Source organism: Paenibacillus sambharensis, from assembly GCF_003233845.1.
Taxonomy (GTDB): Bacteria; Bacillota; Bacilli; order Paenibacillales; family Paenibacillaceae; genus Paenibacillus_I; species Paenibacillus_I sambharensis.
Genome location: NZ_QKRB01000028.1, coordinates 95,834 through 121,196, shown reverse-complemented (window position 1 = coordinate 121,196; position 25,363 = coordinate 95,834). Strand labels below are relative to the sequence as shown.

The 25,363-nt window shown below is 51.9% G+C and carries 21 protein-coding genes; 5 read left to right on the top strand and 16 right to left on the bottom strand.

Going from position 1 to position 25,363, the window contains the following annotated elements:
* The first annotated feature begins 10 nt into the window (after positions 1-10).
* A complete protein-coding gene (flgB, locus tag DNH61_RS03205; RefSeq protein ID WP_111145228.1) occupies positions 11-403 on the top strand; it encodes a flagellar basal body rod protein FlgB in 393 nt (130 codons plus the stop codon).
* A 159-nt stretch (positions 404-562) separates the two neighbouring features.
* Positions 563-661, top strand: coding sequence for a dihydroorotate dehydrogenase (locus tag DNH61_RS03200; RefSeq protein ID WP_111145227.1), 99 nt, complete (start codon positions 563-565; stop codon positions 659-661).
* A gap of 236 nt (positions 662-897) precedes the next feature.
* Here DNH61_RS03200 and DNH61_RS03195 read toward each other — a convergent pair whose 3' ends face one another.
* Positions 898-1,953, bottom strand: coding sequence for an NAD(P)/FAD-dependent oxidoreductase (locus DNH61_RS03195; RefSeq protein ID WP_181438564.1), 1,056 nt, complete (start codon positions 1,951-1,953; stop codon positions 898-900).
* 328 nt (positions 1,954-2,281) lie between these two features.
* On the opposite strand from DNH61_RS03195, the gene DNH61_RS03190 reads away from it, so the two are divergent.
* On the top strand, positions 2,282-3,754 hold the full coding sequence (locus DNH61_RS03190; RefSeq protein WP_245947886.1) for a serine hydrolase domain-containing protein: 1,473 nt from the start codon (positions 2,282-2,284) through the stop codon (positions 3,752-3,754).
* Positions 3,755-4,003: 249 nt separating this feature from the next.
* Here the strand turns inward: DNH61_RS03190 and DNH61_RS03185 are convergent, their stop codons facing one another.
* The 3 genes from DNH61_RS03185 to DNH61_RS03170 form a co-directional block, all read right to left on the bottom strand.
* Positions 4,004-4,462 (bottom strand): GNAT family N-acetyltransferase, encoded by a 459-nt coding sequence (locus DNH61_RS03185; protein WP_111145226.1) that lies wholly within the window; start codon positions 4,460-4,462, stop codon positions 4,004-4,006.
* A gap of 76 nt (positions 4,463-4,538) precedes the next feature.
* On the bottom strand, positions 4,539-5,873 hold the full coding sequence (locus DNH61_RS03180) for an arabinan endo-1,5-alpha-L-arabinosidase (RefSeq protein ID WP_181438563.1): 1,335 nt from the start codon (positions 5,871-5,873) through the stop codon (positions 4,539-4,541).
* A gap of 393 nt (positions 5,874-6,266) precedes the next feature.
* The gene (locus DNH61_RS03170) at positions 6,267-7,070 is read right to left on the bottom strand and encodes an arsenite methyltransferase (protein WP_111145223.1); all 804 of its coding nucleotides are present in this window, start codon (positions 7,068-7,070) and stop codon (positions 6,267-6,269) included.
* A 153-nt stretch (positions 7,071-7,223) separates the two neighbouring features.
* Here DNH61_RS03170 and sigZ point away from each other — a divergent pair, with 153 nt between their 5' ends.
* A complete protein-coding gene (gene sigZ, locus DNH61_RS03165; protein ID WP_111145222.1) occupies positions 7,224-7,796 on the top strand; it encodes an RNA polymerase sigma factor SigZ in 573 nt (190 codons plus the stop codon).
* 63 nt (positions 7,797-7,859) lie between these two features.
* On the opposite strand, the gene DNH61_RS03160 is transcribed toward sigZ, so the two are convergent.
* From DNH61_RS03160 to DNH61_RS03115, 10 genes are all read right to left on the bottom strand, one after another.
* Complete coding sequence (locus tag DNH61_RS03160) at positions 7,860-8,042, bottom strand: hypothetical protein (RefSeq protein WP_146240937.1); 183 nt, start codon at positions 8,040-8,042, stop codon at positions 7,860-7,862.
* 110 nt (positions 8,043-8,152) lie between these two features.
* Complete coding sequence (locus DNH61_RS03155; protein WP_111145220.1) at positions 8,153-9,043, bottom strand: ABC transporter permease; 891 nt, start codon at positions 9,041-9,043, stop codon at positions 8,153-8,155.
* Positions 9,044-9,055: 12 nt separating this feature from the next.
* Positions 9,056-10,060, bottom strand: coding sequence for an ABC transporter permease (locus DNH61_RS03150; RefSeq protein ID WP_111145219.1), 1,005 nt, complete (start codon positions 10,058-10,060; stop codon positions 9,056-9,058).
* A gap of 85 nt (positions 10,061-10,145) precedes the next feature.
* Entirely contained in the window at positions 10,146-11,813 is a 1,668-nt protein-coding gene (locus DNH61_RS03145) for an ABC transporter substrate-binding protein (protein ID WP_111145218.1), read from the bottom strand.
* Between the two features lie 43 nt (positions 11,814-11,856).
* Positions 11,857-12,837, bottom strand: coding sequence for an ABC transporter ATP-binding protein (locus tag DNH61_RS03140; protein ID WP_111145217.1), 981 nt, complete (start codon positions 12,835-12,837; stop codon positions 11,857-11,859).
* A gap of 18 nt (positions 12,838-12,855) precedes the next feature.
* Complete coding sequence (locus DNH61_RS03135; RefSeq protein ID WP_111145216.1) at positions 12,856-13,818, bottom strand: ABC transporter ATP-binding protein; 963 nt, start codon at positions 13,816-13,818, stop codon at positions 12,856-12,858.
* A 416-nt stretch (positions 13,819-14,234) separates the two neighbouring features.
* Complete coding sequence (locus tag DNH61_RS03130; protein WP_111145215.1) at positions 14,235-15,608, bottom strand: aldehyde dehydrogenase; 1,374 nt, start codon at positions 15,606-15,608, stop codon at positions 14,235-14,237.
* A 134-nt stretch (positions 15,609-15,742) separates the two neighbouring features.
* Positions 15,743-16,996 carry an MFS transporter gene (locus tag DNH61_RS03125; protein WP_425452201.1) on the bottom strand — a complete coding sequence of 418 codons (1,254 nt, stop codon included), beginning with the start codon at positions 16,994-16,996 and terminating at the stop codon, positions 15,743-15,745.
* A gap of 198 nt (positions 16,997-17,194) precedes the next feature.
* Positions 17,195-18,148 (bottom strand): acetylxylan esterase, encoded by a 954-nt coding sequence (locus tag DNH61_RS03120; RefSeq protein ID WP_111145214.1) that lies wholly within the window; start codon positions 18,146-18,148, stop codon positions 17,195-17,197.
* 80 nt (positions 18,149-18,228) lie between these two features.
* Entirely contained in the window at positions 18,229-21,429 is a 3,201-nt protein-coding gene (locus DNH61_RS03115) for a bifunctional cytochrome P450/NADPH--P450 reductase (protein WP_111145213.1), read from the bottom strand.
* A gap of 176 nt (positions 21,430-21,605) precedes the next feature.
* Here DNH61_RS03115 and DNH61_RS03110 point away from each other — a divergent pair, with 176 nt between their 5' ends.
* Positions 21,606-22,499 (top strand): LysR family transcriptional regulator, encoded by an 894-nt coding sequence (locus tag DNH61_RS03110; RefSeq protein ID WP_111145212.1) that lies wholly within the window; start codon positions 21,606-21,608, stop codon positions 22,497-22,499.
* A gap of 310 nt (positions 22,500-22,809) precedes the next feature.
* Here the strand turns inward: DNH61_RS03110 and DNH61_RS03105 are convergent, their stop codons facing one another.
* Together DNH61_RS03105 and DNH61_RS03100 are read right to left on the bottom strand one after the other, a co-directional pair.
* The gene (locus DNH61_RS03105) at positions 22,810-24,171 is read right to left on the bottom strand and encodes an MATE family efflux transporter (protein ID WP_111145211.1); all 1,362 of its coding nucleotides are present in this window, start codon (positions 24,169-24,171) and stop codon (positions 22,810-22,812) included.
* A gap of 148 nt (positions 24,172-24,319) precedes the next feature.
* Positions 24,320-25,210 carry an AraC family transcriptional regulator gene (locus DNH61_RS03100; protein ID WP_111145210.1) on the bottom strand — a complete coding sequence of 297 codons (891 nt, stop codon included), beginning with the start codon at positions 25,208-25,210 and terminating at the stop codon, positions 24,320-24,322.
* Between the last annotated feature and the right edge of the window lie 153 nt (positions 25,211-25,363).

Genomic DNA, 25,363 nt, shown 5'->3' with positions numbered 1-25,363 from the left:
AGGCACGGCAGTGATTGACTTTACTAACTCCAAACATCAGAAGCTTCTGAAGGTTCTCACCAAGCAGCATGAACTGATCACCAACAATATCTCCAATGCCGATACGCCCCATTACAAGGCGACCCATGTCGCGTTTCAGGATGAATTGGACCGGATTCTCGGCCGTCAGCCATCCGATGTTTCACTCAAACGCACACATGACAGACATCTGCCCTTACAGACGGATGAATCAATTAAAGTCGTTGAATCCCGGAACAAGACCATGAATAACAACGGCAACAACGTTGATATTGATGCCGAGATGTCCCGTTTGGCTAAGAATCAGCTTCTCTACAACTACACGATTGAACGGGTTAGCGGACAGTACACCAAGATGAGCAATCTCCTGAAGGATCTAAGATAACAACACACAGCCATTGATAAATAAAAAAAGCTGATCGCAGGCACAAGGCGATCAGCTTTTTTTGTGTGAACCCGCGAAAATTGAATGCCAAAGTGTCTAGTCGTTCGTTAGCTGTCCGACATACTATATAGCATTAAGCGCGATAGGAGGTGGATCACCATGACAGCAGTTGGAGCTGCAGGCTTCTGGACCAGCACAGGAACTATTCTTGTGTTGTTTATCCTCCTTGTTATTATCACTCGTACAATTCTCATCTAATGAGGTTGTGCACGCATGGTAAAAAAGGCCTTCCTGGAAGGCCTTTTTACTATTTCATCGCTGTAGTTCTCCTATTGTCCCGCAAACATGATGATTATATTCGGTGCAATTCCAACAGTTTCTCAATATTCGGATTAGCCATCGATATGCCGTCCGGCTGGCTGGATACCCGCCCCGGCAGCTCAAGCAGCTCAGACATGAGCGGAGTCTGCCCGGACGTCAAATGGGCCGCCGGACTACTTGATCATCTGCTTGATTAATTCCCGGTTGCGGCTGCTGAATATATCGTTATGGGAAGAGACCATGCCGCCTTTATGCGCTTCGGGCTGGATATACAGCTTCGCCTGATTTACCGCATTAGCAGCATCCTGGAAGGCGCCTGCGATCAGATGCAGCTTGCCCTCATGTGTAAGAATATCTCCTGCCGCATAGATGCCTGGAACGGAGCTCGCACTCGTCGGCTGCCCATCAATATAATACCCGTCCTTCAGTTCGGGCTTTACTTTGCTGTTCTCCAGCAATGTCCCGTCCCGTTCGTAGCCATGGTTAATGATCACCTCATCAACGGGCAGTTCCAGAATTTCACCGGTCAGGTGGTTGGTAAGCACAACACGTTCTATACATTCCTGTGTTTGTGATGCGATCAATTTGGTAATCGTCGAATGAAAGAAGCATGTCACCGAGCTGTTCATCAGCTGCTTGACCTGTGCTTCATGGCCATTAAGTGCGTCTTTCCTGTAGGTGAGGTATACTTTGGCGGCGATTGGCTCCAGCTCGTTCGCCCAGTCTACAGCCGAGTTCCCCCCGCCCGAAATAATGACCGTCTTATCCTTGAACCGCTTCAACGATTTGACCACATAGTGAAGGTTGCTCACTTCAAACTTCTCGGCCCCTTCCAAATCAATTCGTTGCGGCTCAAGAATACCGCCGCCCACCGCCAGTATGACTGTTTTGGTATAATGCTTCTCCCCTGTTGCGGTATGCAGGACGAACACACCCGACTCCTCCTGTTCAATTGAGGCTACGCGCTGATTAAGCACCACCGTTGGATCAAATGTTAATCCCTGCTCAACCAGCTGATCAATAAGCTTGGAGCCAAGCGTCGGCGTCAGCCCGCCGACATCCCAGATCATTTTTTCCGGATAGACATGGACTTTGCCGCCCAGCACCGGCTGATACTCAATCAGCTTCGTCCGCATCTCCCGCAGCCCGCTGTAGAAGGCCGAGAACAGTCCGGCAGGCCCTCCTCCTATAATGGTTACGTCGTACAAATCCATGTTTTGTTCGATCATATTCATTCTCCCCTCTGCATGGAAGCAGACCACTCCTGTATGTCCATCTGCTCTGTCAATTAAAGTGATATTGATAATCAATATCATTATAAACGGTTTAACGCTACTATAGCAAAACTATTATGAATTGGAAATGCAGCAATCCTGAAAAGGATGGATTATTCCTGAATATACAGAAGGCCAGGTGACAGTATTGTCACCATCCTAGTCACCGTGGAGTCATATTCAACAGCTATACTGAGCCTACCAGCCTTATAGGAAGCAGCTAAGGAGAAATCCAGCTCAACTCCAATAAGAATCTAAATGAAAAGGTTAAGTGATCGCAAACATGAAGACTCCTTTTAAGCAATCTGCATTTGGAATGAAACTAATCTTGATCTGCATGGCAGCTGCGTTGGGCTTAAGTGCCCCTTCAAGTGCAGATGCTGAACGTCCAGACATCGACACAGACACGATCGACAATTTCATCGTTTCTGCCATGCAAAAGCTTCATATCCCCGGCGCTGCTCTAGGTATCGTCAAAGGAGATCAGCTACTCTATCAGCAAGGATATGGCTATGCAGGTCCGGATAAAACACCGGTTACACCGCAGACTTCCTTTGTGATCGGCTCCGTGAGCAAATCCTTCACCGCGCTGGCTGTTATGCAATTGGCCGACCAAGGCAGGATTGACCTGGAAGCCCCTGTGCAGCAGTACTTACCATGGTTCCGGTTGGCGGATGAGGCTGCATCCAGCAAACTACTGGTGAAACATCTTCTTCATCAGACCAGCGGTCTCTCTACCTATGACGGACAAAAGTCGCTGACAAAGGGAAACCAACCCATCGAACAGCACCTTCGGAGTCTTGGCGGGACCAGGCTTACCGAACCTGTAGGGTCTGTCTTTCAGTATTCGAATCTAAACTATGATATTCTCGGCGGTATTATCGAGTCCGCATCCGGCATGAGCTATAAGGAGTACATAAACAAGCACATCTTCATCCCGCTTCATATGAATAACAGCTTCGGTTCTCCAGATGATGTAACGAACCTTTTGGCAGCTGGTTATCAGCCCGTCTTTGGCTTCATGCTCCCTACGCGGCAGGCTGAACATCAGGGCACAGTTCCGTCCGGCTATTTGATTTCAAGTGTGGAAGATATGACTAACTATATGATAGCTCAACTGAACAAGGGGGATTTCAGGGGCGTTTCCGTCGTATCGGAGCAAAGTGCGGAGCTGATGCACCGTCCAGCTGCTCCCATGTGGGGCGACAATTTCTATGCCATGGGATGGACCGTCAACAATAACAGGATCTATCACGACGGATCTACTGAAAACACCTATTCGAAGATAGTTCTGGAAGGCGATTATGGAATAGTGCTGCTCACTAATTCAATAGACTTCTTTCATATCGATTCTTACGATCAGTTAATGGAAGGAGTAAGCCGTATTCTTCACGGCAATGAGCCCATGGTAGATATAGCTGATCCTGATCAGACGTACCTGGTCATCGGAATAATTGTATTGATTGCATTAGCTTATACAGCTCGTTCTGTCTACACGCTTATCACATGGAGATCCAGACTCACAACGACGAGATTGAAGCTTATTATGCATGCGTTGGAAGTCCTGCTGTTGAATATTGTGATCCCGCTTATTATTCTGCTGCTTGTCCCGAAGCTGTTAGTGCCATGGTCCGTGATATTTGTTTTCTTAGTCGGCATTGGCCATTTCATGTTTGTTATACCTGTCATTCTGCTCACGGTCGGAGCAGCAAAAGCCGTATTGCTCCTTCTAAGCATCCGAAAGCTTGAACTTTAGTTCAATGGTGTGCCTGATGCCATTAACGCTGTTTTAGGTGTATATCGCCTTCCTGCTGGTCAACTTGAAAAGGGTTAGAATTAACCATACCATTCTGATGGCGGTAACAATTCCAACCCTGCTCATAGCTGTCGTACAATACTTTATGTTCATCCCATTAGCCTTCGATTATACAAGTGTTGTCTGCGGATTCTCCCTGATTGTTGCTCTGTTCGAACGAAGACAATGGTAATCAACTTATTAATAACATTAAGTATTAATTACTTTAATCAAATGAATAATGGTAAGCTTGTCGTCTATAACCGTCTTCCCCGACTCCTCGAATCCATGCTTGCGGTACAGCCGGATGGCGGGCTCATTGGCGGCTCCCGTGGAAACGGCTATATTCATTACCTGTCTTCCCTGTTCAACAATCGCCTCCATGAGCCTGCTGGCAATACCCTGATTGAAATACTGAGGATGCACCATCATCTTGCAGACCGTCAGGGTTACCTTCTCAATCTCAAATGCGGCCGCACCGGCCAACCGGCCCTCCTTGCTGCAGCCTAAGTAGATTTCCTTCGATTCCATAATGTCTCTTATGTTCTCACGCAGTGGGGGCAAATCGTTATAGCCGATAATATCGGCTTCTACTTGATAAGAGGCCATCTGCAGTGCCAGCAGCTCTGCTGCTGTCTGTTCGTCCCGATGGTTAATCAGGTTAATCATCTGTTTTCACTCCTTAGTAAAAGCCAGGTCCTCCCCGCTGCTTGGGTAAGACCTGGCTGCTCTTCAGTTCACAATTTTAGACTTTCTTGCCCCACACAGCTACGCCGAATTGGTCCTTGCCCGTAAATGCAATAGTGGGCTCGCCCACCTGCCAATCCCAGGCTGGCGTTACGATCAGCGTTTCCACTACATTCCCGTACGAAATCGAGATTGTGTTGCCGTCAACGTACGTCCATTCACCCTTTACCGAGCAGCATTCAAACTCGCCGTTGTCCCGCAGAGTCATGGGAACGGAATTCAGGACTCCCTGTGGCACAGCAGGAGCCAGCTTGATCCGTTCGTAGTCCCCTACAAGCCACTCCCTGTCAATAGACTGCGTTTGTTCGCCGGCATAAGGCTCCGGATTAAGGGCCGGCCAGCCGTCAGGCGTCCAGAACATCTTATAGATGTGCATTGTGGCGATCTGTGGTTCCTTATGGTTATGCTCCCGGATATGGCAGGCCAGGTACCACTGGTTGTCCGAGTCGCGCAGTACCGAATTGTGCCCAGGACCCATGTAGCCCTGCCCGTCGCCGTATTGGAACCCGCAGGCGATCATGTAGCCAATCTCGTTCTTGTAGTCCTCCAGATCCGTTAAATCCCTTCCATTAGGGTCCAGATACGGACCGGTCACCGACCGGCTTCTGCCCACACGGATATTATAATCACTCTTAAGTGATCCATAGGATACGAACAGATAGTAATAGCCTGTGTCTGGGTTAAAGCGGATATATGGGCCTTCAATAGCGCCATCCAGCCACTGCGGTCTGCGTGCGATACAGGTTCCGATGCCTTCTTCTGCCGCCAGGCCGGTCTCTGCATCAAGCTTGAGAATATGCATCCCGCCCCAGAAAGAACCGTAGGCCATGTACTGCTGACCGGTCTCCTCGTCGATGACCAGATTGGCATCAATCGCATTTACAGAGGATTCATGGCTGGTCTTCAATACAACTCCTCTGGGGATAAAAGGACCTTCCGGGCTGTCGGAGACAGCAAGGAAGATAGCGGATTGTCTGACTCCCCAAGTAGAATTGGAGCAGTATAGGCGATACTCGTCTCCCACCTTGATGATATCAGGGGCCCAAATCCCCTCATCTCCAACCCATTCCGATGACTCCTTAGGGGGTGCCTCCACAACTTTGCCGATCGTCTCCCAGGTAATGAGATCGGGGGAGCGTCTGGCGATTGCGCCAGTACAATACGTATAATAGCTGCCGCTTACCGGATCACGGTAGATAGCGGGGTCGTGCGAGCCCCACAGGCTGTACTTCTCCGGCTCGGCCGGTTTCTCATTTTCCTTGAATACCGGTTTCAGCGGTTGTGCCGGCGGTTCAGCGGGAAACTTCAATGGACAATTCTCGAATGAAGCCATTAGGGAAAGCCTCCTTAATGTAAACGATATCATAACGTGTTCTATTTTATATCTTTATTTATTGATTAGCAATAATGTAAAGATATAATTCAGCCCTCTCCCTAAAAAAGGAGCCCGCCAGGACTCCTCTGTTCTTCCTATTCTTCTTAACAGCAACTGCTGCAGCATAGCTGGTATTTAGCGCCTTTAACAGCCTTCCTGCTAACGAATAACCGTTTAACTCGTGTATATAGTATCCTTCCCAGGGATAAGTTATGCGGCGTCAAGCTATGATCCATCCAGAATAGTGCGGCTTTCTTCTCCAGCTGTTCGCGCGCTTCGTGCATTAATTTTTCGGCCGTGTATAGATTTAGATTATTCATCTTCTCCGACCTCTCCTTCCCCCATGTTTCTTTACGGCTTGACCGCTTGAATGACTGCTGAAACGATATACTGCTCGATGCGGACGCCAGGTACCCAGTCTTTAATAAAAGCCCGCGAATCCTCCTTGGGTTCAATTGTAATCCCACTAAAACCAGACTCCGCCAGCATCTTTCGCAAATCCTCGATACGTGATGCCCCTGCTGCACAGCAGGAGTATAAGTCCCTGCCAGCAGTCAGCTCTTCGGGCAGATCGGCTGTCATCACAACGTCTGAAACAGCGACACGCCCGCCTGGCTTCAGCACGCGAAATGCTTCACGGAACACCTGCGGCTTATCCGGCGACAGGTTGATCACACAGTTGGACAGGATGACGTCAGCCGTGCTGTCCGCAATCGGCAAATGCTCGATCTCCCCAAGCCGGAATTCCGTATTCGTATAGCCGCCACGAGCTGCATTCTGCCGGGCACGGCTGACCATCTCCGGGGTCATATCAACGCCGATCACAAGGCCGGTTTCACCTACCTTCCGGGCAGCCAGGAAGCAATCGAAGCCTCCCCCGCTGCCAAGGTCCACGACAACCTCACCTGGCTGCAAAGCAGCAATGGCCTGCGGATTCCCGCAGCCAAGCCCCAGATTCGCACCCTCCGGAACGCTGGATAAATCTTCAGCTGAATACCCTGCTTTGGAGGATGCCTCATCTGCCGGACTGCAGCAGCCCGCTGCCGGACTGCAGCACGTATTAGGTTCGCTCTCCTTCTGTTGACTCTGCAGTGAAATCTCCCGGTAACGGGTTCTTACCTGTTGACGAATCTGATCATGCGTAAGCTCATTCATGCTTATCGCCCTCCTTATGATTGGTTGCTTATGTAGACGAAGATGTCTCGTAAAGGACGCAAAATAAATAACGGCTGGCAAAATTGCGTCTTTTCTTCCCTAACACCGTCTTATATAGTAAGAACATCAGCGAGCGTTACGGAGGTCAAACAAATGCTTAACATTGAAGAAGTGTGGACATCATTTCACAGTCCGCTGCACAAATTTATAGTCGGGAAGACAGGCAACAGAGCAGCGGCGGATGACATCCTCCAGGATGTCTTCGTCAAAATTCTGAAACGGCTGGATACCCTACAGGAAGAAGAGAAGCTAAGAGCCTGGATGTATCAGATCACAAGGCATGCCATCGTGGACTATTACCGCAAGGAGAAGCGTATGGAGGAACTGCCGGAGCAGCTGTCGGAACAGCTGGAGCAGGAAGAGCATAACCTGAATCAGGAATTTTCCGCCTGCCTGATGCCCTTCCTTGATGAGCTGCCAGCCAAATACCGGGAAGCCCTGATTCTTACCGAGCTGAATGGCTGCTCGCAGAAGGACGTCAGCGACATGCTGAATATCTCTTACTCAGGGGCAAAATCCCGCGTACAGCGCGGCAGACAGAAGCTGAAGGAAATACTCGAAGCCTGCTGTCATTTTGAACATGACCGTTACGGCAATATTCTGGATATTGTACCCCGCCAAGCACCTGTGTGCGAGGAAGAGAATACCTGCAGCTGCAGCGGGTAGAATATATGGCTACGCACAAAAAAACAACCTGCCGGCATTTTGCCTGCAGGTTGTTCATCATTCTTACTCCTTATTGCCTGTCACATTGCCCATCGCATTCGAAGCCGTATTCGTGACCTTCTTCGCGGCTGTAGACGTCGCGTCGCCAATGACGTCGATTGTATCATGCACTACATCGAAGCCTTCTTTGGAAGCATTCTTGGTCTGATTCATGAACGAGCTGTTATCATTATTCTTGTTAGCCACCAGGATCACCTCGCCATTCTAAGTTAAGTTAAGTCGTCGCCACATCTCTAGTGGGTGGATACCTGGTTAGGTTTAGCATTGGAACGTTAAAACATGCACAGACGCTGCACCTAGTTCTTCATCTTCGGGTCCAGCACATCACGGAGGCCGTCACCCATCAGATTGAATCCAAGCACAGTCAGCATAATAGACAGCCCCGGGAAAATAACAGTCCATGGCGCGGTCGCAATAAACTGCCTGGAATCCGAGAGCATCTTCCCCCACTCCGGCTCCGGCGGCTGGGCGCCTAATCCAAGGAAACCAAGAGCGGCAGCCTCAATAATTGCGGTCGCAATGCTAAGCGTCCCCTGCACGATGACAGGTCCGAGGCAGTTCGGCAGAATGTGATGCATAATAATGCGTCCGTTCCTCATGCCGAGTGCCCTGGCGGCTGTAACATACTCCTCATTCTTCAGGCTCAGCACCTTGGCTCTAACCAGTCTGCCGAATACCGGCACATTGACTACTGCAATGGCAAGAAGCGCGTTCTGCAAGGATGGGCCAAGCGCTGCCACAATCGCAATTGCCAGCAGAATGCCAGGGAAGGCCAGCAAAATATCGAATCCGCGCGAAATCAGCATATCCACCCATCTTCCGTAATAGCCTGCCGCGATGCCAAGCAGCGTTCCGATGAGTATCGAGCCCATAACCGAGCTAAAGCCTACCCAGAGCGATATCCTCGCTCCGTACATAATGCGTGTGAAGATATCTCTCCCCAGGTCATCCGTGCCGAACCAATGCTCGGCCCCCGGCGCCTGCAGTCTGCCCATCAAGTCCTGTTCCTTATAATCAAATGTTGTGATGTAGGGTGCCGCTATTGCTGCTCCGATGAATAACAGGATCATGAAGAGACCCGCCATGGCCATCTTGTTGGACCGGAAACTGCGCCATCCTTCCGACCAAGGGTTCGTGAACACAGGCGGCTGTATAACCGTTTGCACCTTTGCTGCAGTTTGCGCCATTCATTCCCCTCCTTAGTCGTAACGGATTCTTGGATCGACAGCATGATACAGCAGGTCGACCAGCAGATTGATCATAACGAATAGAAAGGCGATCACCAGGATGCCTGTCTGAATAACCGGGTAGTCTCGTGAGCCGATCGCATCGAAAATATAACGTCCGATACCAGGCCAGGCGAATATCGTTTCGGTAAGGACAGCGCCGCCAAGCAGCATGCCGGTCTGCAGACCGATAACCGTGAGCACAGGAATGAAAGCATTGCGCAGTGCATGCTTATAAATCACAAGAAACTGCGACATTCCCTTGGATCTGGCTGTCCGGATATAGTCCGAGCGCAGCACCTCCAGCATGCTGGAACGTGTCATCCGCGCAATGATCGCCATTGGAATTGTTCCGAGCGCTATACCGGGCAGTATGAGATGCTTGACAGCCGTCCACAGCTGATCCCATCTGCCCGCAAGCATCGCATCAATTGTATAGAGGTTGGTGACCGTCTCAATCGGATCCCGCGGATTCATCCTTCCAATGGACGGAAGCCACTGCAGCTTCAGGGAAAATATCCACTGCTCCATCAGGCCGAGCCAGAAGACCGGCATCGACACGCCAATTAACGCAATAAGCATACTCGCGTAATCGAACCAGGAATTTTGCTTCCATGCACTGATGATCCCTGCATTAACTCCGACAAATACGGCGAAAGCCATGCTGACGATGGTCAGCTCCAGGGTTGCAGCCAAGTAAGGCATAATCTCCTCGCTGATCGCTTCCTTCGTGCGGATCGAGGTGCCTAAATTGCCGCTTACAAGCTTCTGGAGAAAATCTCCATATTGGACATACAGCGGCTCATCCAGCTTAAGCTCCTGACGCAGCGCCTGCTTCGACTCCTCGGAAGCCTTCTCGCCCAGAATAACCTCCGCCGGATCACCCGGAATGGCATGGATAATGAGAAAGACGATGATCGTCATGCCAAGCAGGACCGGCACCAGCATAAGAAGCCGGCGGATGGTATAATTCAACATCATAATCACCCTCTGACCTGTGGTGTGCTGTTAAAAGGGAATTCAAGCGGCAGATGACTGCCGCCTGTTCCCTTACTTATCCAGTCTACTTAAAGGTTACCGTGCTGTAAGGCTCCGAGCCTGTCGGCGAAGGGATATAGCCGTCCAGCTTGGCGCTCGCTGCAAGAATCGGCGTTGAATGCACCAGCGGTATCCAAGGCGCATCCTGCTTGATCAGCACCTGAGCCTGTTTGTAAAGTTCTTCCCGCTTGGCCGCATCCTGCTCGGACTGTCCGTCGACAAGCATCTGATACACTTCTTCGTTACCATAGAAGCTGTAATTATTGCTGCTTCCCTTGGCTAGCAGAGCGTACAGGAAGTTATCCGGATCCCCGTTGTCACCCTGCCAGCCAAGCATATACAGATCATCCTTGTCGCCCTTCTTCGTATCATCCAGATAGGTCGCCCACTCCGGCGATACAATGTTGGTCTTCACGCCGATCTTCTCGAAGTCTGCCTGTATTGCCTCCGCTACCTTCTTGCCGTCAGGCATGTAAGGACGGGCAACAGGCATGGCGTAGAAGGTGAACTCACCTGGCAGCCCATCCGGATAACCGGCTTCGGCCAGCAGCTGCTTCGCTTTCTCGAGGTCATACGGGTAGTCCTGCACATCCGGGTTATAGCCTAGCGTAGCCGGCGGCATCGGGTTGATAGCCGGTTCTGCCAAACCGCCATAGAAGGCCTGAATGATGCCCGCTTTATTCACAGCGTGGTTCAATGCGATCCGCACCTTCGGGTCATCGAACGGCTTCTTCTTCAGATTAAAGCCTAGATAACCGACATTGAAGGACGGACGGGTCAGCTTCTGAAGCTCCGGCGCGCTCTCCAGCTTGGCGAGGTCATCCGGATTGAGGCCCTCCATCAAATCAATCTCCCCATTCTGCAATGCCGTGAAGCGGGCCGAGTTATCGGGGATAACAGTAATGATGACGCGGTTCAGCTTCGGCAGGCCCTCCTGCCAGTAGTTCGGATTTTTCTCAACGGTTATAGATTCATTCCGCTTCCATTCCTTGAAGACGAAAGGCCCCGTGCCAACCGGCTCGGATTTGAACTTCTCCTTCTTCTCTTCAATGGCTTTCGGACTGCCGATCGCGAACGGCGGCATGGCCAGATTTTGCAAGAAAGGCGCCTGCGGCTTGTTAAGCACGAACTCCACCGTGTAGGCATCAGCTGCCTTGACCTCTTTGATCACCCGGTCATCCTCCGGCCCAAACATCGAATCATAATAGTAGAAGGAATCCTCGGCAAACTTGTAGGGACTCGCCGGATCGCTCCAGCGGTTGAAGTTGAAGACTACGGCATCGGCGTTAAAATCAGTTCCATCATGAAACTTCACACCCTGGCGAAGCTTAAAGGTATAGGTGAGACCATCCGGGGAAGCGGTCCAGCTTTCGGCAAGCAGCGGTTCCACCTCGGTAGTCCCGTCCTTATAGCCGAGCAGCGGCTCCAACATCTGCTGTGTCGCCTTAAACGATTCACCGTCCGTTACGATAGACGGGTCAAGAGCAGCCGAATCTCCGCCCCTTGCAATAATCATCGTGTCCTGTGTGCTTGCTGATGGCTCAGAAGTGTCCGAGGTCTTGCTGCTTGCATTGCCTGCAGGCTCGGCCGTATTGCCATTACCGCCAGTTGCGTTGTTGCCGCTGCAGCCGGCCAGCAGCAGTGTAAGCGCAAGTATGCCTGCCGTACTGAACTTTGCCCATTTGTGTAACATAGAACCTCTCCTTTTACTAATGAAAGTATGTATGAATGTGCCGCTAAACCGCGGGTGAAGCATAGAGGTGGCAAGCTACCGCATGATTGTGACTGGTCTGCTCAAGAACAGGACGCTCGTGCCTGCACCGCTCCTCCGCCATGGGACAACGGGTGTGGAACACACAGCCCTGCGGCATATTGGCTGGACTAGGCACCTCGCCCTCCAGTATGATGCGCTCACGTGGTCCTTCGGGGTCCGGGTTAGGCACCGCCGACAGCAGCGCCTTCGTATAAGGGTGCCGGGGCTCACTGTACAGCGACTCTTTGTCCGCCATCTCCACGATCTGCCCCAGATACATGACGGCAACGCGATCACAGAAGTGCTTGATCACACTTAAGTCATGCGCTATGAAAACATAAGTCAGCTGAAACGACTGCTGAAGATCCTGCATCAGATTCAAGATCTGGGATTGAATGGAGACATCCAGCGCAGACACAGGTTCATCGGCAATGATCAGCTTCGGTCTCAGCATTAAGGCTCTCGCTATGGCAATCCGCTGACGCTGACCACCCGAGAATTGATGGGGATATCGTTCGAGCTGGGAAGCATTAAGACCCACCGTTTCGATCAGCTCGGCCACCTTCTCCCGCCTCTCCCTGACCGTACCGAAGCCATGAACCAGGAGCGGCTCCTCCAGAATTTTGCTTACCTTGTGCCTTGGATTGAGAGAAGCAAACGGATCCTGAAACACAATCTGCATATCTCTTCTCAGCCTGCGCATGGCCTCTTCGTTCAAGCGGGTTACATCCTGCCCTTCGAATATCACTTCACCGCCTGTCGGCTTGATAAGCTGCAGAATGGATCTGCCGGTCGTGGATTTGCCGCAGCCGCTCTCACCTACGATCCCGAATACCTCACCTTTATTCACTCGAAAGCTAACCCCGTCCACCGCTTTGACATATCCCGCTGTTCGCTGCAGAATCCCCTTGCGGATTGGAAAATAGGTTCGCAGCTCATTTACTTCCAGAATGGTTGTCTGCATAGCAGTACCTCCTCACGTTTACAGCCAGCAGCGGCTGCGATGCCCCGGCTCTTCCCCCTGCAGCTCGGGTATCTCTGTCCTGCAGCGTTCATAAGCATGCTCGCAGCGGGGAGCGAACCGGCAGCCCTCTGTAATCGTGCCGGGCAGCGGCACGCTGCCGGGTATGGAGTACAGCCGCCCGCCGTCGCTGTCCATCTTCGGAATGGAACGGATAAGTCCGCGTGTATACGGGTGTCGCGGCTTATAGAAAATATCTTTAACGCTGCCTTCCTCTACTACCTTGCCTGCGTACATGACGACTACACGATGACACGTTTCGGCCACTACACCAAGGTCATGCGTAATCATCAGTATGGCTGTGCCTGTCTCTTCGTTAAGCTTCTTCATCAAGTCCAGTATCTGTGCCTGAATCGTTACATCAAGCGCGGTGGTCGGTTCATCGGCGATCAGCAGCTCCGGTTCGCAGCATAAGGCAATCGCAATCATGACCCTCTGGCGCATCCCGCCGGACAGCTGATGCGGGTACTCGCGCACTATGCTTTCCGCTCGGCAGATCCCCACCTTATCCAACATAGCAATCGATTCTCGCCATGCTTCCTTCCTGCTCATGCGACGGTGAATCCGAAGTGACTCGGAGATCTGTTCACCAATGGTCATTAACGGGTTCAGCGACGTCATCGGCTCCTGGAAAATCATCGAGATTTCGTTCCCGCGCAGCGCCTGCATCCGCCTCTCCCTGGTGACCGCCAAGTCCTCGCCTTTAAAATAAATATGTCCGCCGGCAATGGTGCCTGCCGGCTTCGGCAGCAGACCCATAATGGATAAAGAAGTGACACTCTTCCCGCAGCCAGATTCTCCGACTATTCCGACAATTTCGCCTTTGCGAATATGAAGGTCTATGCCATCCACGGCAGGAACGGCTCCTTTATCCGTGACAAAGTGGGTTTGAAGGTTCTGGATTGTCATTAACGGTTCAGCCATGGCACCTTCTCCTTCTTCATAAAGGATTACATTTCATCAGACGACCAAACAAGTAAGTGAGCTATTGAGTAATTTTGTTAACACCGAATTGTAATTTATCCCTCTTTCAAGTAGTTAATTACCTACCAAGTATATTATTATGTCAATTTACCTGTCAATGTAAACTTACAACCTACGGAACAACCACTTTAATGCAAGAAAATATGACACATATAACCAGGTCTGTAGGCTCCGGTATAAGAGCGGTTTCATTCATGTTTATGAAGTATTAAGGCTTGGCATTCATCTAAATGGAAATAAGCAGGGGAATTATTAGGGGGTTATATTGTATACGTCTTTGTCGAGGAGTTTATGGACCAGCAGCTAACAAGGACCGTAATGCGATCAACCGCACTGACGGCCCTTGCCTGCAGCAGTTATTTCAGCAGCCGCCTTAGAAGCTTGACTGCAGCTGGCGATCTGCCGTAACGAATGCTCATATCGAAGCGAGTGGTCTGTTTTAACACACTCTTCCGGTGTGAGAATGCCTCAAAGCTGTACAGACCATGATAAGCACCCATGCCGCTCGGACCAACTCCGCCGAAAGGCAGCGAGGGAGATGACAGATGCATCAGCGTATCATTAACACAACCGCCTCCGAAGGAAATGTTCTCCAGCACAAGCTGCTGAACCTCCCTGCTCTCGGTAAACAGGTATAGAGCCAGTGGTTTGGGCCGTGACTTCACCTGCCGAACCGCTTCTTCTATTTCGCTATACACCAGGATAGGCAGGATCGGACCAAAGATCTCATCTTGCATGACTGGACTCATCCATTCCACATCTGTCAGCAAAGTGGGCTCAATCAGACGCCGTCCGGCATCCGTTCGCCCGCCGTGTACAAGGCTGCCGTCCTTCAGCAGAACAGCCAGCCGTTCGAAATGCCGGTCATTTATTATAGAGGGGAATTGAGTACTACCACCCATTACATCATCATATGCCTTGTCAATCTCCTGCTTAAGCTTTAAGATCAGTTCTTCCTTAATATCCTTGTGCACAAGGATATAGTCCGGCGCAACGCATGTTTGCCCAGCATTCAGGAACTTGCCCCATACGATGCGCCTGGCTGCCAGATCCAGCTTCGCATCCTGATGTACGATAGTCGGACTTTTCCCGCCCAGCTCAAGAATGGTTGGTGTCAGATGCTTGGCCGCCGCCTCTGCAACCACCCGGCCAACATTCGTGCTGCCTGTGAAGAATATGACATCGAACCGCTGCTCCAGCAGATGCGTGCTGACATCCACACCTCCCTCAACTACAGTGATATACTCTTCCGGGTAAAGTCCGGCACATAGGTTGGCGATAACAGCAGAGGTATGCGGCGTCAGCTCCGAAGGCTTCAAGATCGCACAATTCCCCGCTGCAATCGCCCCAACCAAAGGAGCAAGCGCCAGCTGAAATGGATAATTCCAAGGCGCAATGATAAGGGACAGTCCAAGAGGCTCGGGAACAATGTAACTCTTCGACCCAACTAGAGCCAGTGAACCGGCCGCTTTACGAGGCTTGACCCACTTGTCGATATGCTTGATGGCATGACGAATTTCTGCCAGCAGGAAGCCAATCTCTGTCACGAACGTCTCGATCTCCGGCTTGCCGAAATCCTTGCGGACAGCTTCGGTCACCTCTTGCTCGTTCTTCCGCACAGCATCATACAGGAGACACAGCTGCTGCTTGCGGAATGCGACCGGTATGGTCGCCCCGCTGTTGTAGTACGCTCGCTGTTTGTCCATCAATTCCTGCAGGTTGATATTCATTGGTGTGATCCCCTTTCTCCCCCACGATTCGGACAACTAGTATGCGAACATTCTATCACAGCCTTGTGTAAACAGAAAAAATCTTGCCGGTTCTGGCGAAGAACCCGGCAAGGTCAGACTGCTTGCTTCCGTAATTATTCCTTGGCTGCTCCCTTTCTCGACCAGAGACCCACAGGTATCAAAAGAAGCGACAGGATCGCACCCCCCAATGACAATACAGCGTAGCTGGATTGTGCCACGACCATCCCGGACAGCGCACCCCCGGAAGCGCCCGCAAGAGCAATCAGCACATCGATCTTCCCTTGTGTCTTCGCTCTTGTGGCCGGTGTTGTCGCGTCTACAATAATGGCCGTCCCGCTGATTAGGCCAAGGTTCCAGCCTATTCCCAGCAAGGCAAGAGCAATAATCAATGCAGCCATAGACTCAGCAGGCGCCAGCGCCGCGAGCACGCCAGCTGCAAGCAGCACGGCACCCGCAGCATAAGACATCGCAATGCGACCGATCTTATCTACCAGTATGCCTGTTACGAGGGACGGCAAGTACATAGCGCCGATATGTATGCTGATCACAACCCCGACTTCTCCCAGACCATATCCGTGGTGAATCATATGTACTGGCGTCATCGTCATGAGGGCAATCATAACGATTTGTGTCAAGATCATAACCGTTGCTCCGACAATTAGTTTACGTTTATGCGCAGCCTGTCCTCCAACTGTACCTCCAGCTTGTTCGGATTGTCCCTTGCCAAGCGGGGCTTCGAGGGAACTTGCCACAAGGAACGGATCAGGCCGCAGTAAAATGAATAACACCAGGCCGGCCGCAATGAACGCTGCACCCGCCAGCAGGAACGGGCCGCCAAGCGCCGGGACTCCGACCGATAAGGCAAACCGGCCTGTAGCATCTACCAAATTCGGGCCCGCTACCGCGCCAAAGGTCGTTGCCATCATGGCGATACTAATAGCAGTCGCCCGCTGATTGGGCTTCGCCAAATCCGTTCCGGCATACCTGGCCTGCAAGTTAGTCGAGGTTCCTGCGCCGTAAATAAGGAGAGAGATGAATAACAGCCAAATGTTATGAGCGACTGCAGAGGCTGCAACCCCTAATGCGCCTATACCGCCGGCTAAGAACCCTGCCGAGAGCCCGAGCCTGCGCCCACAGCGCTGCGACAGCCGCCCGACCAGAAAGGCTGAAGCAGCGGAGCCAAGCGTTAGCAGTGCAGCAGGCATACCTGCGTAACGGTCGGTCCCGAGCATATCCTGCGCGAGCAGGGCTCCTACGGTTACCCCCGCGGCAAGTCCCGCTCCCCCGAATATTTGCGACAGAACGACTACAAGCAGTGATCTTCTGTACAGCTGCTGCCGCAAGGCTGCGCTTGTATAGCCGGACATGCCTGGTTTCTGCATGGTATGTTGAATGGTTTGGGGCTCAGCCATGTTCATTGGCACCACCTTTCTTGTCAGATGACTTACGGAATAGTTGGAATCATATAACCATTTTCTGGAGGTGTCAATGGTTTTGTCACCGAAGCAAATGAAACAAGAGACGAATCCCTACGTTCAGGAACCCGTCTCTTGTCATGAATGGTCTTACAGCCGCCAATGCTTCTTCACAAACACCGCTGCGTTCCGCTGCTGCGCCGGCTCAACCATATGGCCCGTGAATGGATAGATATCCAGCCGCTTCTCTTCGGAGGCAATAGCGTGGTACATAGGAAACACTTGCTCCGGCATACATACGGTGTCTTTCAAGCCCACCGACATCAGCACCGGGCCACGGATACGACTGCCAAGATGAAGCATGTCGAAGTAGCGTAAATTGTCCATCACTACCTCGGTCTGATCCGGGGATCTCCGGCAGAAATCCGCCACCTCAGACAGCGAGCCTGTCGAGTACAGAACCCCATAATCCATATGACACAGGTTAGGAATGTCCGCATTAGTGAGGGATACCGCAGGATGCAGGGCTGATACCAGCAGCGACAGTCCCCCTCCCTGACTTGCACCTGTAGCGCCAATTCGGGCCTGGTCGATATCCGGCTGCTCCGTCAGCCACTGTACAGCCCGCAGGCTGTCGACCGCTACAGCCTTATAATAACAGTTGTTCTTATCGAGTATACCTTCTGTAATCCAGCCCTTACTCGTCCCATGCATACTGCCCAGCATGCTGCCTGTGCTGCCGCCCTGTCCCCGCACATCTACTGCGAGCACGGCACAGCCCATCAGAATCCAGCTTGCGTAGTGCTCAGGCTCCCCCTTGCCTCCCGTGTACCCGGGGAATGTAACCAGGCAGGGATAAGGCCCTTCCGTATAAGCCGGTGTCATGTAGAGAGCATGAATGGTGGTGTTCGCATAGCCATCGAAGGCTGCCTCCCATACACGCATGCCGCTCATTAGGCTTGTCACTTCTGTTCTGACCGCATTCAGAGGGGCAGCAAGCGCCTCCTGCACAGTAAGCTCCCAGAACAGTTCAAGATCGTCCGGCGGAATCGAATTAGGCCTCAATTGATGCAGCTCATCGATCCTGCGGTTAATGGCGTTCATACTTTCTACCCCCATTCCTATACGGGTAGATAATAGCATGCGCCGTGTTGTTCAGCAATGCTGGAATTGCTGACATTCCATTACATGCCCGCCCATACATCCTTGGCGTAGCGGCCTTCCAGCTGCAGCTTGCTCAGCCAGTCTGCCGCCTCCTGCTCGGTTGCCCTTTTCGCCTCCTGGTAGCCCTTAACGAACTCAGCCTCTACCTCGGGCGCCATTCTGCTTCCGTCTCCGCAAATATACAGTCTCGCGCCACGCTCCAGCAGTTCAATCAATTCAGGAAGCTGCTTGCGGATCAAATCCTGAACGTACGTCTTGGGTGTTCCTTCCTTGCGAGAGCATGCGGAATGCAGCTGTACGATGCCATCAGCATGATACTTCTCCAGCTCTTCCCGGTACAGGAAATCATCATCATTCCGGCAGCCGTAGAACAGATGGGCAGGTCCCAGCGGGCGGCCCTCTGCCTTCAGGAACGCACGCGCCTGCAGGAATCCCCGGAATGGTGCCACACCCGTTCCCGGACCTACCATAATGATTGGCGTTTCGGAGTCCTCTGGAAGCTGGAACCCGGAATCCGGTGTGCGGATGAACATCATAACCGACTCTCCAGCAGCCCGTTCTGCCAGATAGTTAGAAGCTACACCGCGGTATTCTCCACGACCACTCCAGGCCTCCCCTTTCACTACTCCTACCGTGATGCTCGCTTGATCCTCCATTACACGCGGTGAGCTCGAGATCGAATAATACCTCGGCTTAAGCGGCGGCAGCAGCTCAAGGAAACGCTCGAACGGCATTTCGCAGGCTTCATACTTAAACAGCAGATCAAGCATGGATATCCGCTTCCCAAGCACCTCCGATCTGTAGAGCTCCTCGTTCAGAAGCGACTCCAACTCCCGCTTGTGAGGAGGGCAAACCGTAAATTCCGCCAGCGCCTTCAGCTGCGCGCGTGTCGCCGGCTCCTGCAGCTCTACGCAGCTGCCCAGCAGCTCCCCTGCACGAACCGGCATACCCAGCGGCAGATGAGACAGACGCTCTCCATCCGCTTCGAGTTTGATATAGGAATTCGGCTCCATACCGAATCTTCTCATAACAGCATCGATCAATTCCGACCGGTTGCTTGGCAGAATGCCAAGATGATCCCCTTCCTGATAGGAAAGCTCCTGCGGCAGCGCGATCTCAATATGACGGGTGCTTCGGCCGCTTGCCGGAGATTGGAGCTCACGGTTCGCCAGAACGGCAGCCGGTACAGCCTGATAAGCTGCTGCGACGGGTGATGAAGCTGGACCCTGCTGCACAAGCTGGATGGATAATGATCCTCCCGGGCTGCCCGCCATCTGTTCCTCATGTCTTACAAATCCGAACCTCTCCGCCAAGCCGTTCCATAGACCGGCACGCCAAGCATCCAGATCCTGCTCAAAATCTGCGCTTGCATCTCCGTCGCCGCGCTGCGTGATCCGTACAGCCCCCGCCTTATGCATCTGTTCGTCTATGAAGCGGGGCACCGCTTGATAAGTGCTGGCCCAATTGCGGTCCCCGCAGCCGAAGACGGCATATTGCACACCATGAAGCTCCTTCGCTTGAACACGCTCCAGCCATTCGACAAATTCACGTGCATTATTGGAAGGTTTGCCGTTATAGGAGGCAGCGATGATCAGTACGGCACCTTCCTCTGGCAGCCTGCCCGCCCATTCATTCAATGGTGCTGTTCTGCATTTCATGCCATTCTGACGGGCGGTGTCAGCCAGTTCCCTCGCAATTCCCTCTGCGGTTCCCAGATTAGATCCGTACAGAATGAGCAGCGGGAAGCCTTCTGCACCCTCTATGGCCCGGGTTGCCCCGCCCTCCTCATCCCGAACGGCAGTCGCGGCAACTTCAGCGGCTGGACTGCCCGCAGTGAAGGCGATGGGTTTGCGCTCCTTCACCTTAATCGTGAACCCGTCCGGCTTGAGGGTCAATGTTTCCTTGACTTTCAATTCGTATTTCGAATGATCGATGAATTCAAAATGCTTCAAGACCATGCCCAGCACCAGGGTCGCCTCATGAAGCGCAAACTGCTGGCCGATGCAGGCACGCTGTCCGTTGCCGAACGGCTTATAGGCATGCTGAGGCACTTCCTTCTGGTCGGCAAACCGTTCGGGATTGAATTCGTCCGCATCCTCGCCCCAAGCGTCCACATCACGATGCAGCTTTGGAATCAGCACATTTACACTGTCGTGCTTCTGCAGCGGATATTTGCCGCCGAGCAGCGTGTCTTCCTTCGCATACAAGGAAAAAGCGGGAGCTGTCGGCCACAGCCTCAGCGATTCATTTAAGACCATGCGGACATATTTGAGGTCCAGCACCTGGCGGTAAGTCGGAACGGAATCCGTCAGTACCCGGTCGACCTCCTCTTGTGCCTTCTGCAGCTTATCCGGATGCTTGAGCAGGTAATACACAGCAAAGGACAGCAGTCCGCTGGTCGTCTCGTGTCCTGCGATCAGGAAGGTGATAATCTGATAGCGGATATTCTCGTCATCGAGCCCCTCCCCTGTCTCCGGGTCCTTGCTGTTCAGCATCCGCGCCAGCAGGTCCTCCGCATCCCGGTCGCCGCCCGCCTTGCGCTCGGCTATGATTTTGTCCACAAGCGAGAACATGGTCGAGATATCCTGCTGAAATCTCTTCTTCGTTCTAATCATAAGCTTATCCTGTATGTTAAGCCGCAGCAGCTGATTCATTGCTTCATCCAGCGCACGGACCATACTGACGATGAAGGGATGCGGCTGCTCACGGTAGAAGCTGTTGAACCGGTAATTAAAGCCGCAGAGCCCGATCGTATCAAGCGTAAGCCGGGTCATGTCTTCGGCGACGTCTACTACCTCATCGGGGTTAAGACGAGACCACTTCTGCACGAGCTGCACAGCGATATCAACCATCATGTTGTGGTAGCCCTGCATCGCCCGCTGGCTAAAGCTCGGCAGCAGAATATTATGCGCCTTCTGCCAATTCGGCTCACTCGTCCAGCTTGTGAACAGGCCATCTCCTGCGAAGGCCCTCACCCGCTCGAGCGGCGCCCATACCTTCTTGTCAAACTTGGATTCATCACATGCGTCGGCTACGAGCTTGTGACCCGAAATATAGAGCTCCTTCCGGCCGCCTCCGTAGCGCATCTGGAATATCGGACCATGCTCATAAGCCAGCTTGACCAGCGACTGTGTCGGCGCCTCCAGGTCAAGCAGCGGCAGATTTCCGAGCGGCCCATAGGTTTTTGGCTGTGGAATCTGAACGGATGTTTCGGTTGGCATGATCTTCCCACTCCTTATAATTGTTCTTGACCCCTCGCAGTATCAATACCCTCCCATTCTCCTATTTGGTTAAATTTATCTATTATCTCTGTATCTGTATCTTATCAATCCCCCATGATAAAATAAATTTAATTATACTTAATGTGAGTTAAATTACAGTTAAGGATGTGAACAAGATGAATATGATGCAGCTTCAGTACCTGATTGATGTGGGTGAGATGGGTTCCTTTACCGATGCAGCCCGTAAAAATCATATCACCGTGCCCGCGATCAGCCAGTCGGTCAGCCAGCTCGAATCCGAGCTAAACGCCCCCCTCTTCCTTCGTTCCAAGAAAGGTGTGGTGCCTACCGAGCAGGGAATCAGAGCGATCCAGCACGCATTGTCGATTTTGAGATCTGTCGATAAGATGAAGCATGAGCTTGTGAACACACAGCTGGCCAGTCAAGGGAATGTCATGATTGCAACCATCCCTGGCATTGTCTCTCAGGTCGTGTCCACGACCATTGAATTTACCGAATACAATCCGCTGGTTAATGTGAATCTGATCGAAGGGGATACCAAGTCTGTGTTAAGGCGGGTCCGCAGCGGACAGGCAGATATGGGGTTCGTTTCCCTGGATTCGAGCCATTACGATGAAGCATTGGCCTGGGAACCGATCACCCGGGGGACAGCTGTCCTGGTCGTCAATAAGAAATCTCAGCTGCGCTTTCATAAGACTATTACAGGGGATGAGCTCGCGCATCAAGTGTTCGTGCTGTATAATGACCCCTTCCTCAGGCGTATCGCCCAGCATCTGCTGATCAATAACCCCTCGAACAGGATCGCCCTCACGACGAACAACCTGGAGGCGCTGTTCCAGATGGTCACCGTAGGCAACGCCGTATCTCTGGGACCGGATTATATCGTAAGCGCCCTTCCTGTCCATCTGCAGGAGGAACTTGTCACTATCCCGCTCAGCGGCTATGACAGCAATCCCAGTTACTTATGGCGCGTAACCCGCAAGAATGTGGAAGTCCCAGGCGTTATCGAACAGTTCACCAGCAAGCTGCTGGCTCACTTTCATTCCTGAGGAATATCACGCAACTAAAAAAGAGACCCAGCGTGTTAACCGCCGAGTCTCTTCCGTGGGAAGCGATTGTTATGCTAAGCAATTGTCCAATTGCTAGGGTACTTTACCAACAAAGGATTTCAGAAAAGCTAAACGTTTCCTGCGTCTCCGAGTGTTCATGGCGAATCAACAACCTTTCCATCTGACACAAGTCAAGCTGATCAGGTGCTGTTCTATATTAACCACTTCCCACTTGTCTTCCATTACCCTGAAGATCCGGAGATAAATCACTTTAAACGAAGCTTCTGCAAAAAACTTCTCTGCATGCTTCTTAATGTCCGCCTGCGGCAGCCACTGGAGCGCTGCCGGTGGTGGCTTTTACCCCATTCCAGTTAAGCTTAAGGTAACGCCAGCCGTTAGCCAATGCCTGTAGGACGATCAAGCCGATCAATGCCGTCCAAGCCCCTACCTGGCCCAGATCGAATACATAGGTCAGGATAATGGTTCCTGGAATGAAGACACACCAATTCAGAACAAGAGCTACACGCGACAGGAAGGTCGTATCGCCAACGCCGCGCAGCCCCCCGCCAAAAATGATCTGAGCGCCCGTGAACAGCTGTACAAATGCGGCCAGATGAATCAGTGATATGGCGGTATTGTATACGTCTGCTTCAGGGGTATACAGCTTGGCGATCGGCAGTGCAAAGAAGAAGAACACGATGGAAATGAACGTCATGAAGACGAGTCCAAGATATACCGTTACAATTCCGAACCGCCTTGCTTCCGTGCGGTTTCCTCTGCCGATCTCCTGTCCTACCCCGATCGTAGCCGCCGCACCAAAACCGTTAGCCGGCATGAAGCCGAAGGAAAGAATATTAAGCGCGATCTCGTTCGCCGCAATGGCCGTTGTACCAAGCCGCGTTATACAAGCAGTGAACACCAGCATGCCGATACTGTTCGAGAGTTCAGTAACACCAAGCTTGATGCTCTCCATGAACATCAGCTTGACCTGCGGCCGCTCAATCGGCACCCACTTTCTGGTCAAGTACTTCTTATGCAGGCCCATAAAATAGACCGCTGCGCAAAGCAGGAGTGTGACGGCTTCAGCAATTACCATGCTCCAGGCGGCACCTTGAAGTCCAAGATCAGGGAAGCCCAGCTTGCCGTAAGCAAGGACGTAAGTTAACGATACGATCAGCAGGCTGTTGAAGACGGATAGATACATGGGTATTGTTGTGTTGCCCACAGCCCGCATATACGCGAAGAAGACGATACAGAACAGGTTGAAGATTAGAGCGAGCATCCGCACCTGCAGATAAGGAGCCCCAAGACTAAGTATTTCTTCATTCGATCCCATCAGGTAGAGAATGCCATATGGCAGCACAAAGCTGCCGGCAAGCAGCACAACTCCCTGAACAGCACCGATCAGAAGCGCGATCTGCATGCGCTGATTTCCTTCACTCATGTTGCCAGAGCCATTATTTTGGGCGACCAGATAGTTAATCGAAGCCTGAACGCCGGAGAACATTGCCCACAGGTTGTAGATAATAATATTGACGATACCGACTACCGCGATCGACGCAGCACCCAAATTGCCGACAATCATCAGGACCAGCAGCCCTGTGAACGTCATCGATGAGAAGGTCGCAATTGAAGGGATTGCAAGTCGTAAAATTCGTGACACCAGCTGCACGTTCTACCCCACCATTTCTTGTAAGTTACCTACTTATGAAGTGTTTCATAACTTCCTTAAGGAAAGTCCACGCCGAATTATATTACCACAAATCTTGAAGAATACCAGTCTCTTTTTACCGGCAGATCTTTAAGTTATTGTTGCGTCATCAATCGTTGTTCATGAACGTCTTATGATAGGCATTCCGAAACTGCGAGGGTGTCATGTTAACTTGCAGCCGGAACAGCCGCATAAAGTACTTGTCATCCTGGAATCCGCACATGGCTGCAATTTCCTTCACCGTATGCGAGGTTCTCGACAGCAGCTCTTTCGCCTTCTCTATCCGGACGGTCTGAATATAGTCAAGCGGCCCCTTCCCTATATGCTGCTTGAACAGCCTTGTCAAGTAATCGCGGTTATAATTGAAGCGGGCTGCTATATCCGCAACTGTAATCGCCTCCGTCGCATGGATGCGGGTCCATTCCGCTATCTTGGAGAAGTGTACATCTCCCTTCAGATCGCCTCTTCTCGTCACTCGCCCCAACAAGGTCTCCGAAACCTCAATCAGCAGAGAGGTAAGCAGGTAGTTGACACTCTGATAAGTATAATAACCGGCATTGGCCACATGCAGAATTTGTTTAATAATAACGGACATCCGGTCCTGCAGCCCGTCCTTCATAAACTGCGGTACATACAGCTCTCTGACCGACCAGGCTCTGTTGGCATGACCATTGATCCCCTCCATGTCCTGCTTCAGCTCTTCCTCATCAATCAGTACAGCTCCGGACTCAAACTCCATATGCAGCCAGTAAAATCTAACGCCCGGCTTCGAAGGCTGGTATCCGCCATGCACGCGTCCGGGCATTAGCATCAGAATGTCGCCGGGACCGACTTCAAACCGCTCACCGCCCTCCTCCATATAGACGGTTCCTTCAACGCCGATAATCAGCTCATAATTGTTCATGGTTCGGCTGCTGTGCGTCCAGCCGGTATCTGAGAAAAATTCGCCAGCCGCCAAGAAATGAACCGGTCTGTCCACATTAACTTTCACACAGGTCATGGTTATACAGCCTTTCATCGAGAGATTATAATGTCGGATTTGTCCACCATTTGTACGACCTGGCTACCGACAAATCATAAGGGAGATGATAACGTAATGATAAGAATAATACACTTGACCACCAGAGGTGGCAAGATCGATTATAGGGAGGAA

What these genes read in the sequence shown, in the direction of transcription:
- DNH61_RS03200 (WP_111145227.1), top strand. Translation starts at nt 563, where the DNA reads ATGACAGCAGTTGGAGCTGCAGGCTTCTGGACCAGCACAGGAACTATT.
- DNH61_RS03195 (WP_181438564.1), bottom strand. Translation starts at nt 1,953, where the DNA reads ATGATCGAACAAAACATGGATTTGTACGACGTAACCATTATAGGAGGA.
- DNH61_RS03190 (WP_245947886.1), top strand. Translation starts at nt 2,282, where the DNA reads ATGAAGACTCCTTTTAAGCAATCTGCATTTGGAATGAAACTAATCTTG.
- DNH61_RS03185 (WP_111145226.1), bottom strand. Translation starts at nt 4,462, where the DNA reads ATGATTAACCTGATTAACCATCGGGACGAACAGACAGCAGCAGAGCTG.
- DNH61_RS03180 (WP_181438563.1), bottom strand. Translation starts at nt 5,873, where the DNA reads ATGGCTTCATTCGAGAATTGTCCATTGAAGTTTCCCGCTGAACCGCCG.
- DNH61_RS03170 (WP_111145223.1), bottom strand. Translation starts at nt 7,070, where the DNA reads ATGAATGAGCTTACGCATGATCAGATTCGTCAACAGGTAAGAACCCGT.
- sigZ (WP_111145222.1), top strand. Translation starts at nt 7,224, where the DNA reads ATGCTTAACATTGAAGAAGTGTGGACATCATTTCACAGTCCGCTGCAC.
- DNH61_RS03155 (WP_111145220.1), bottom strand. Translation starts at nt 9,043, where the DNA reads ATGGCGCAAACTGCAGCAAAGGTGCAAACGGTTATACAGCCGCCTGTG.
- DNH61_RS03150 (WP_111145219.1), bottom strand. Translation starts at nt 10,060, where the DNA reads ATGTTGAATTATACCATCCGCCGGCTTCTTATGCTGGTGCCGGTCCTG.
- DNH61_RS03145 (WP_111145218.1), bottom strand. Translation starts at nt 11,813, where the DNA reads ATGTTACACAAATGGGCAAAGTTCAGTACGGCAGGCATACTTGCGCTT.
- DNH61_RS03140 (WP_111145217.1), bottom strand. Translation starts at nt 12,837, where the DNA reads ATGCAGACAACCATTCTGGAAGTAAATGAGCTGCGAACCTATTTTCCA.
- DNH61_RS03135 (WP_111145216.1), bottom strand. Translation starts at nt 13,818, where the DNA reads ATGGCTGAACCGTTAATGACAATCCAGAACCTTCAAACCCACTTTGTC.
- DNH61_RS03130 (WP_111145215.1), bottom strand. Translation starts at nt 15,608, where the DNA reads ATGAATATCAACCTGCAGGAATTGATGGACAAACAGCGAGCGTACTAC.
- DNH61_RS03125 (WP_425452201.1), bottom strand. Translation starts at nt 16,996, where the DNA reads ATGTCCGGCTATACAAGCGCAGCCTTGCGGCAGCAGCTGTACAGAAGA.
- DNH61_RS03120 (WP_111145214.1), bottom strand. Translation starts at nt 18,148, where the DNA reads ATGAACGCCATTAACCGCAGGATCGATGAGCTGCATCAATTGAGGCCT.
- DNH61_RS03115 (WP_111145213.1), bottom strand. Translation starts at nt 21,429, where the DNA reads ATGCCAACCGAAACATCCGTTCAGATTCCACAGCCAAAAACCTATGGG.
- DNH61_RS03110 (WP_111145212.1), top strand. Translation starts at nt 21,606, where the DNA reads ATGAATATGATGCAGCTTCAGTACCTGATTGATGTGGGTGAGATGGGT.
- DNH61_RS03100 (WP_111145210.1), bottom strand. Translation starts at nt 25,210, where the DNA reads ATGACCTGTGTGAAAGTTAATGTGGACAGACCGGTTCATTTCTTGGCG.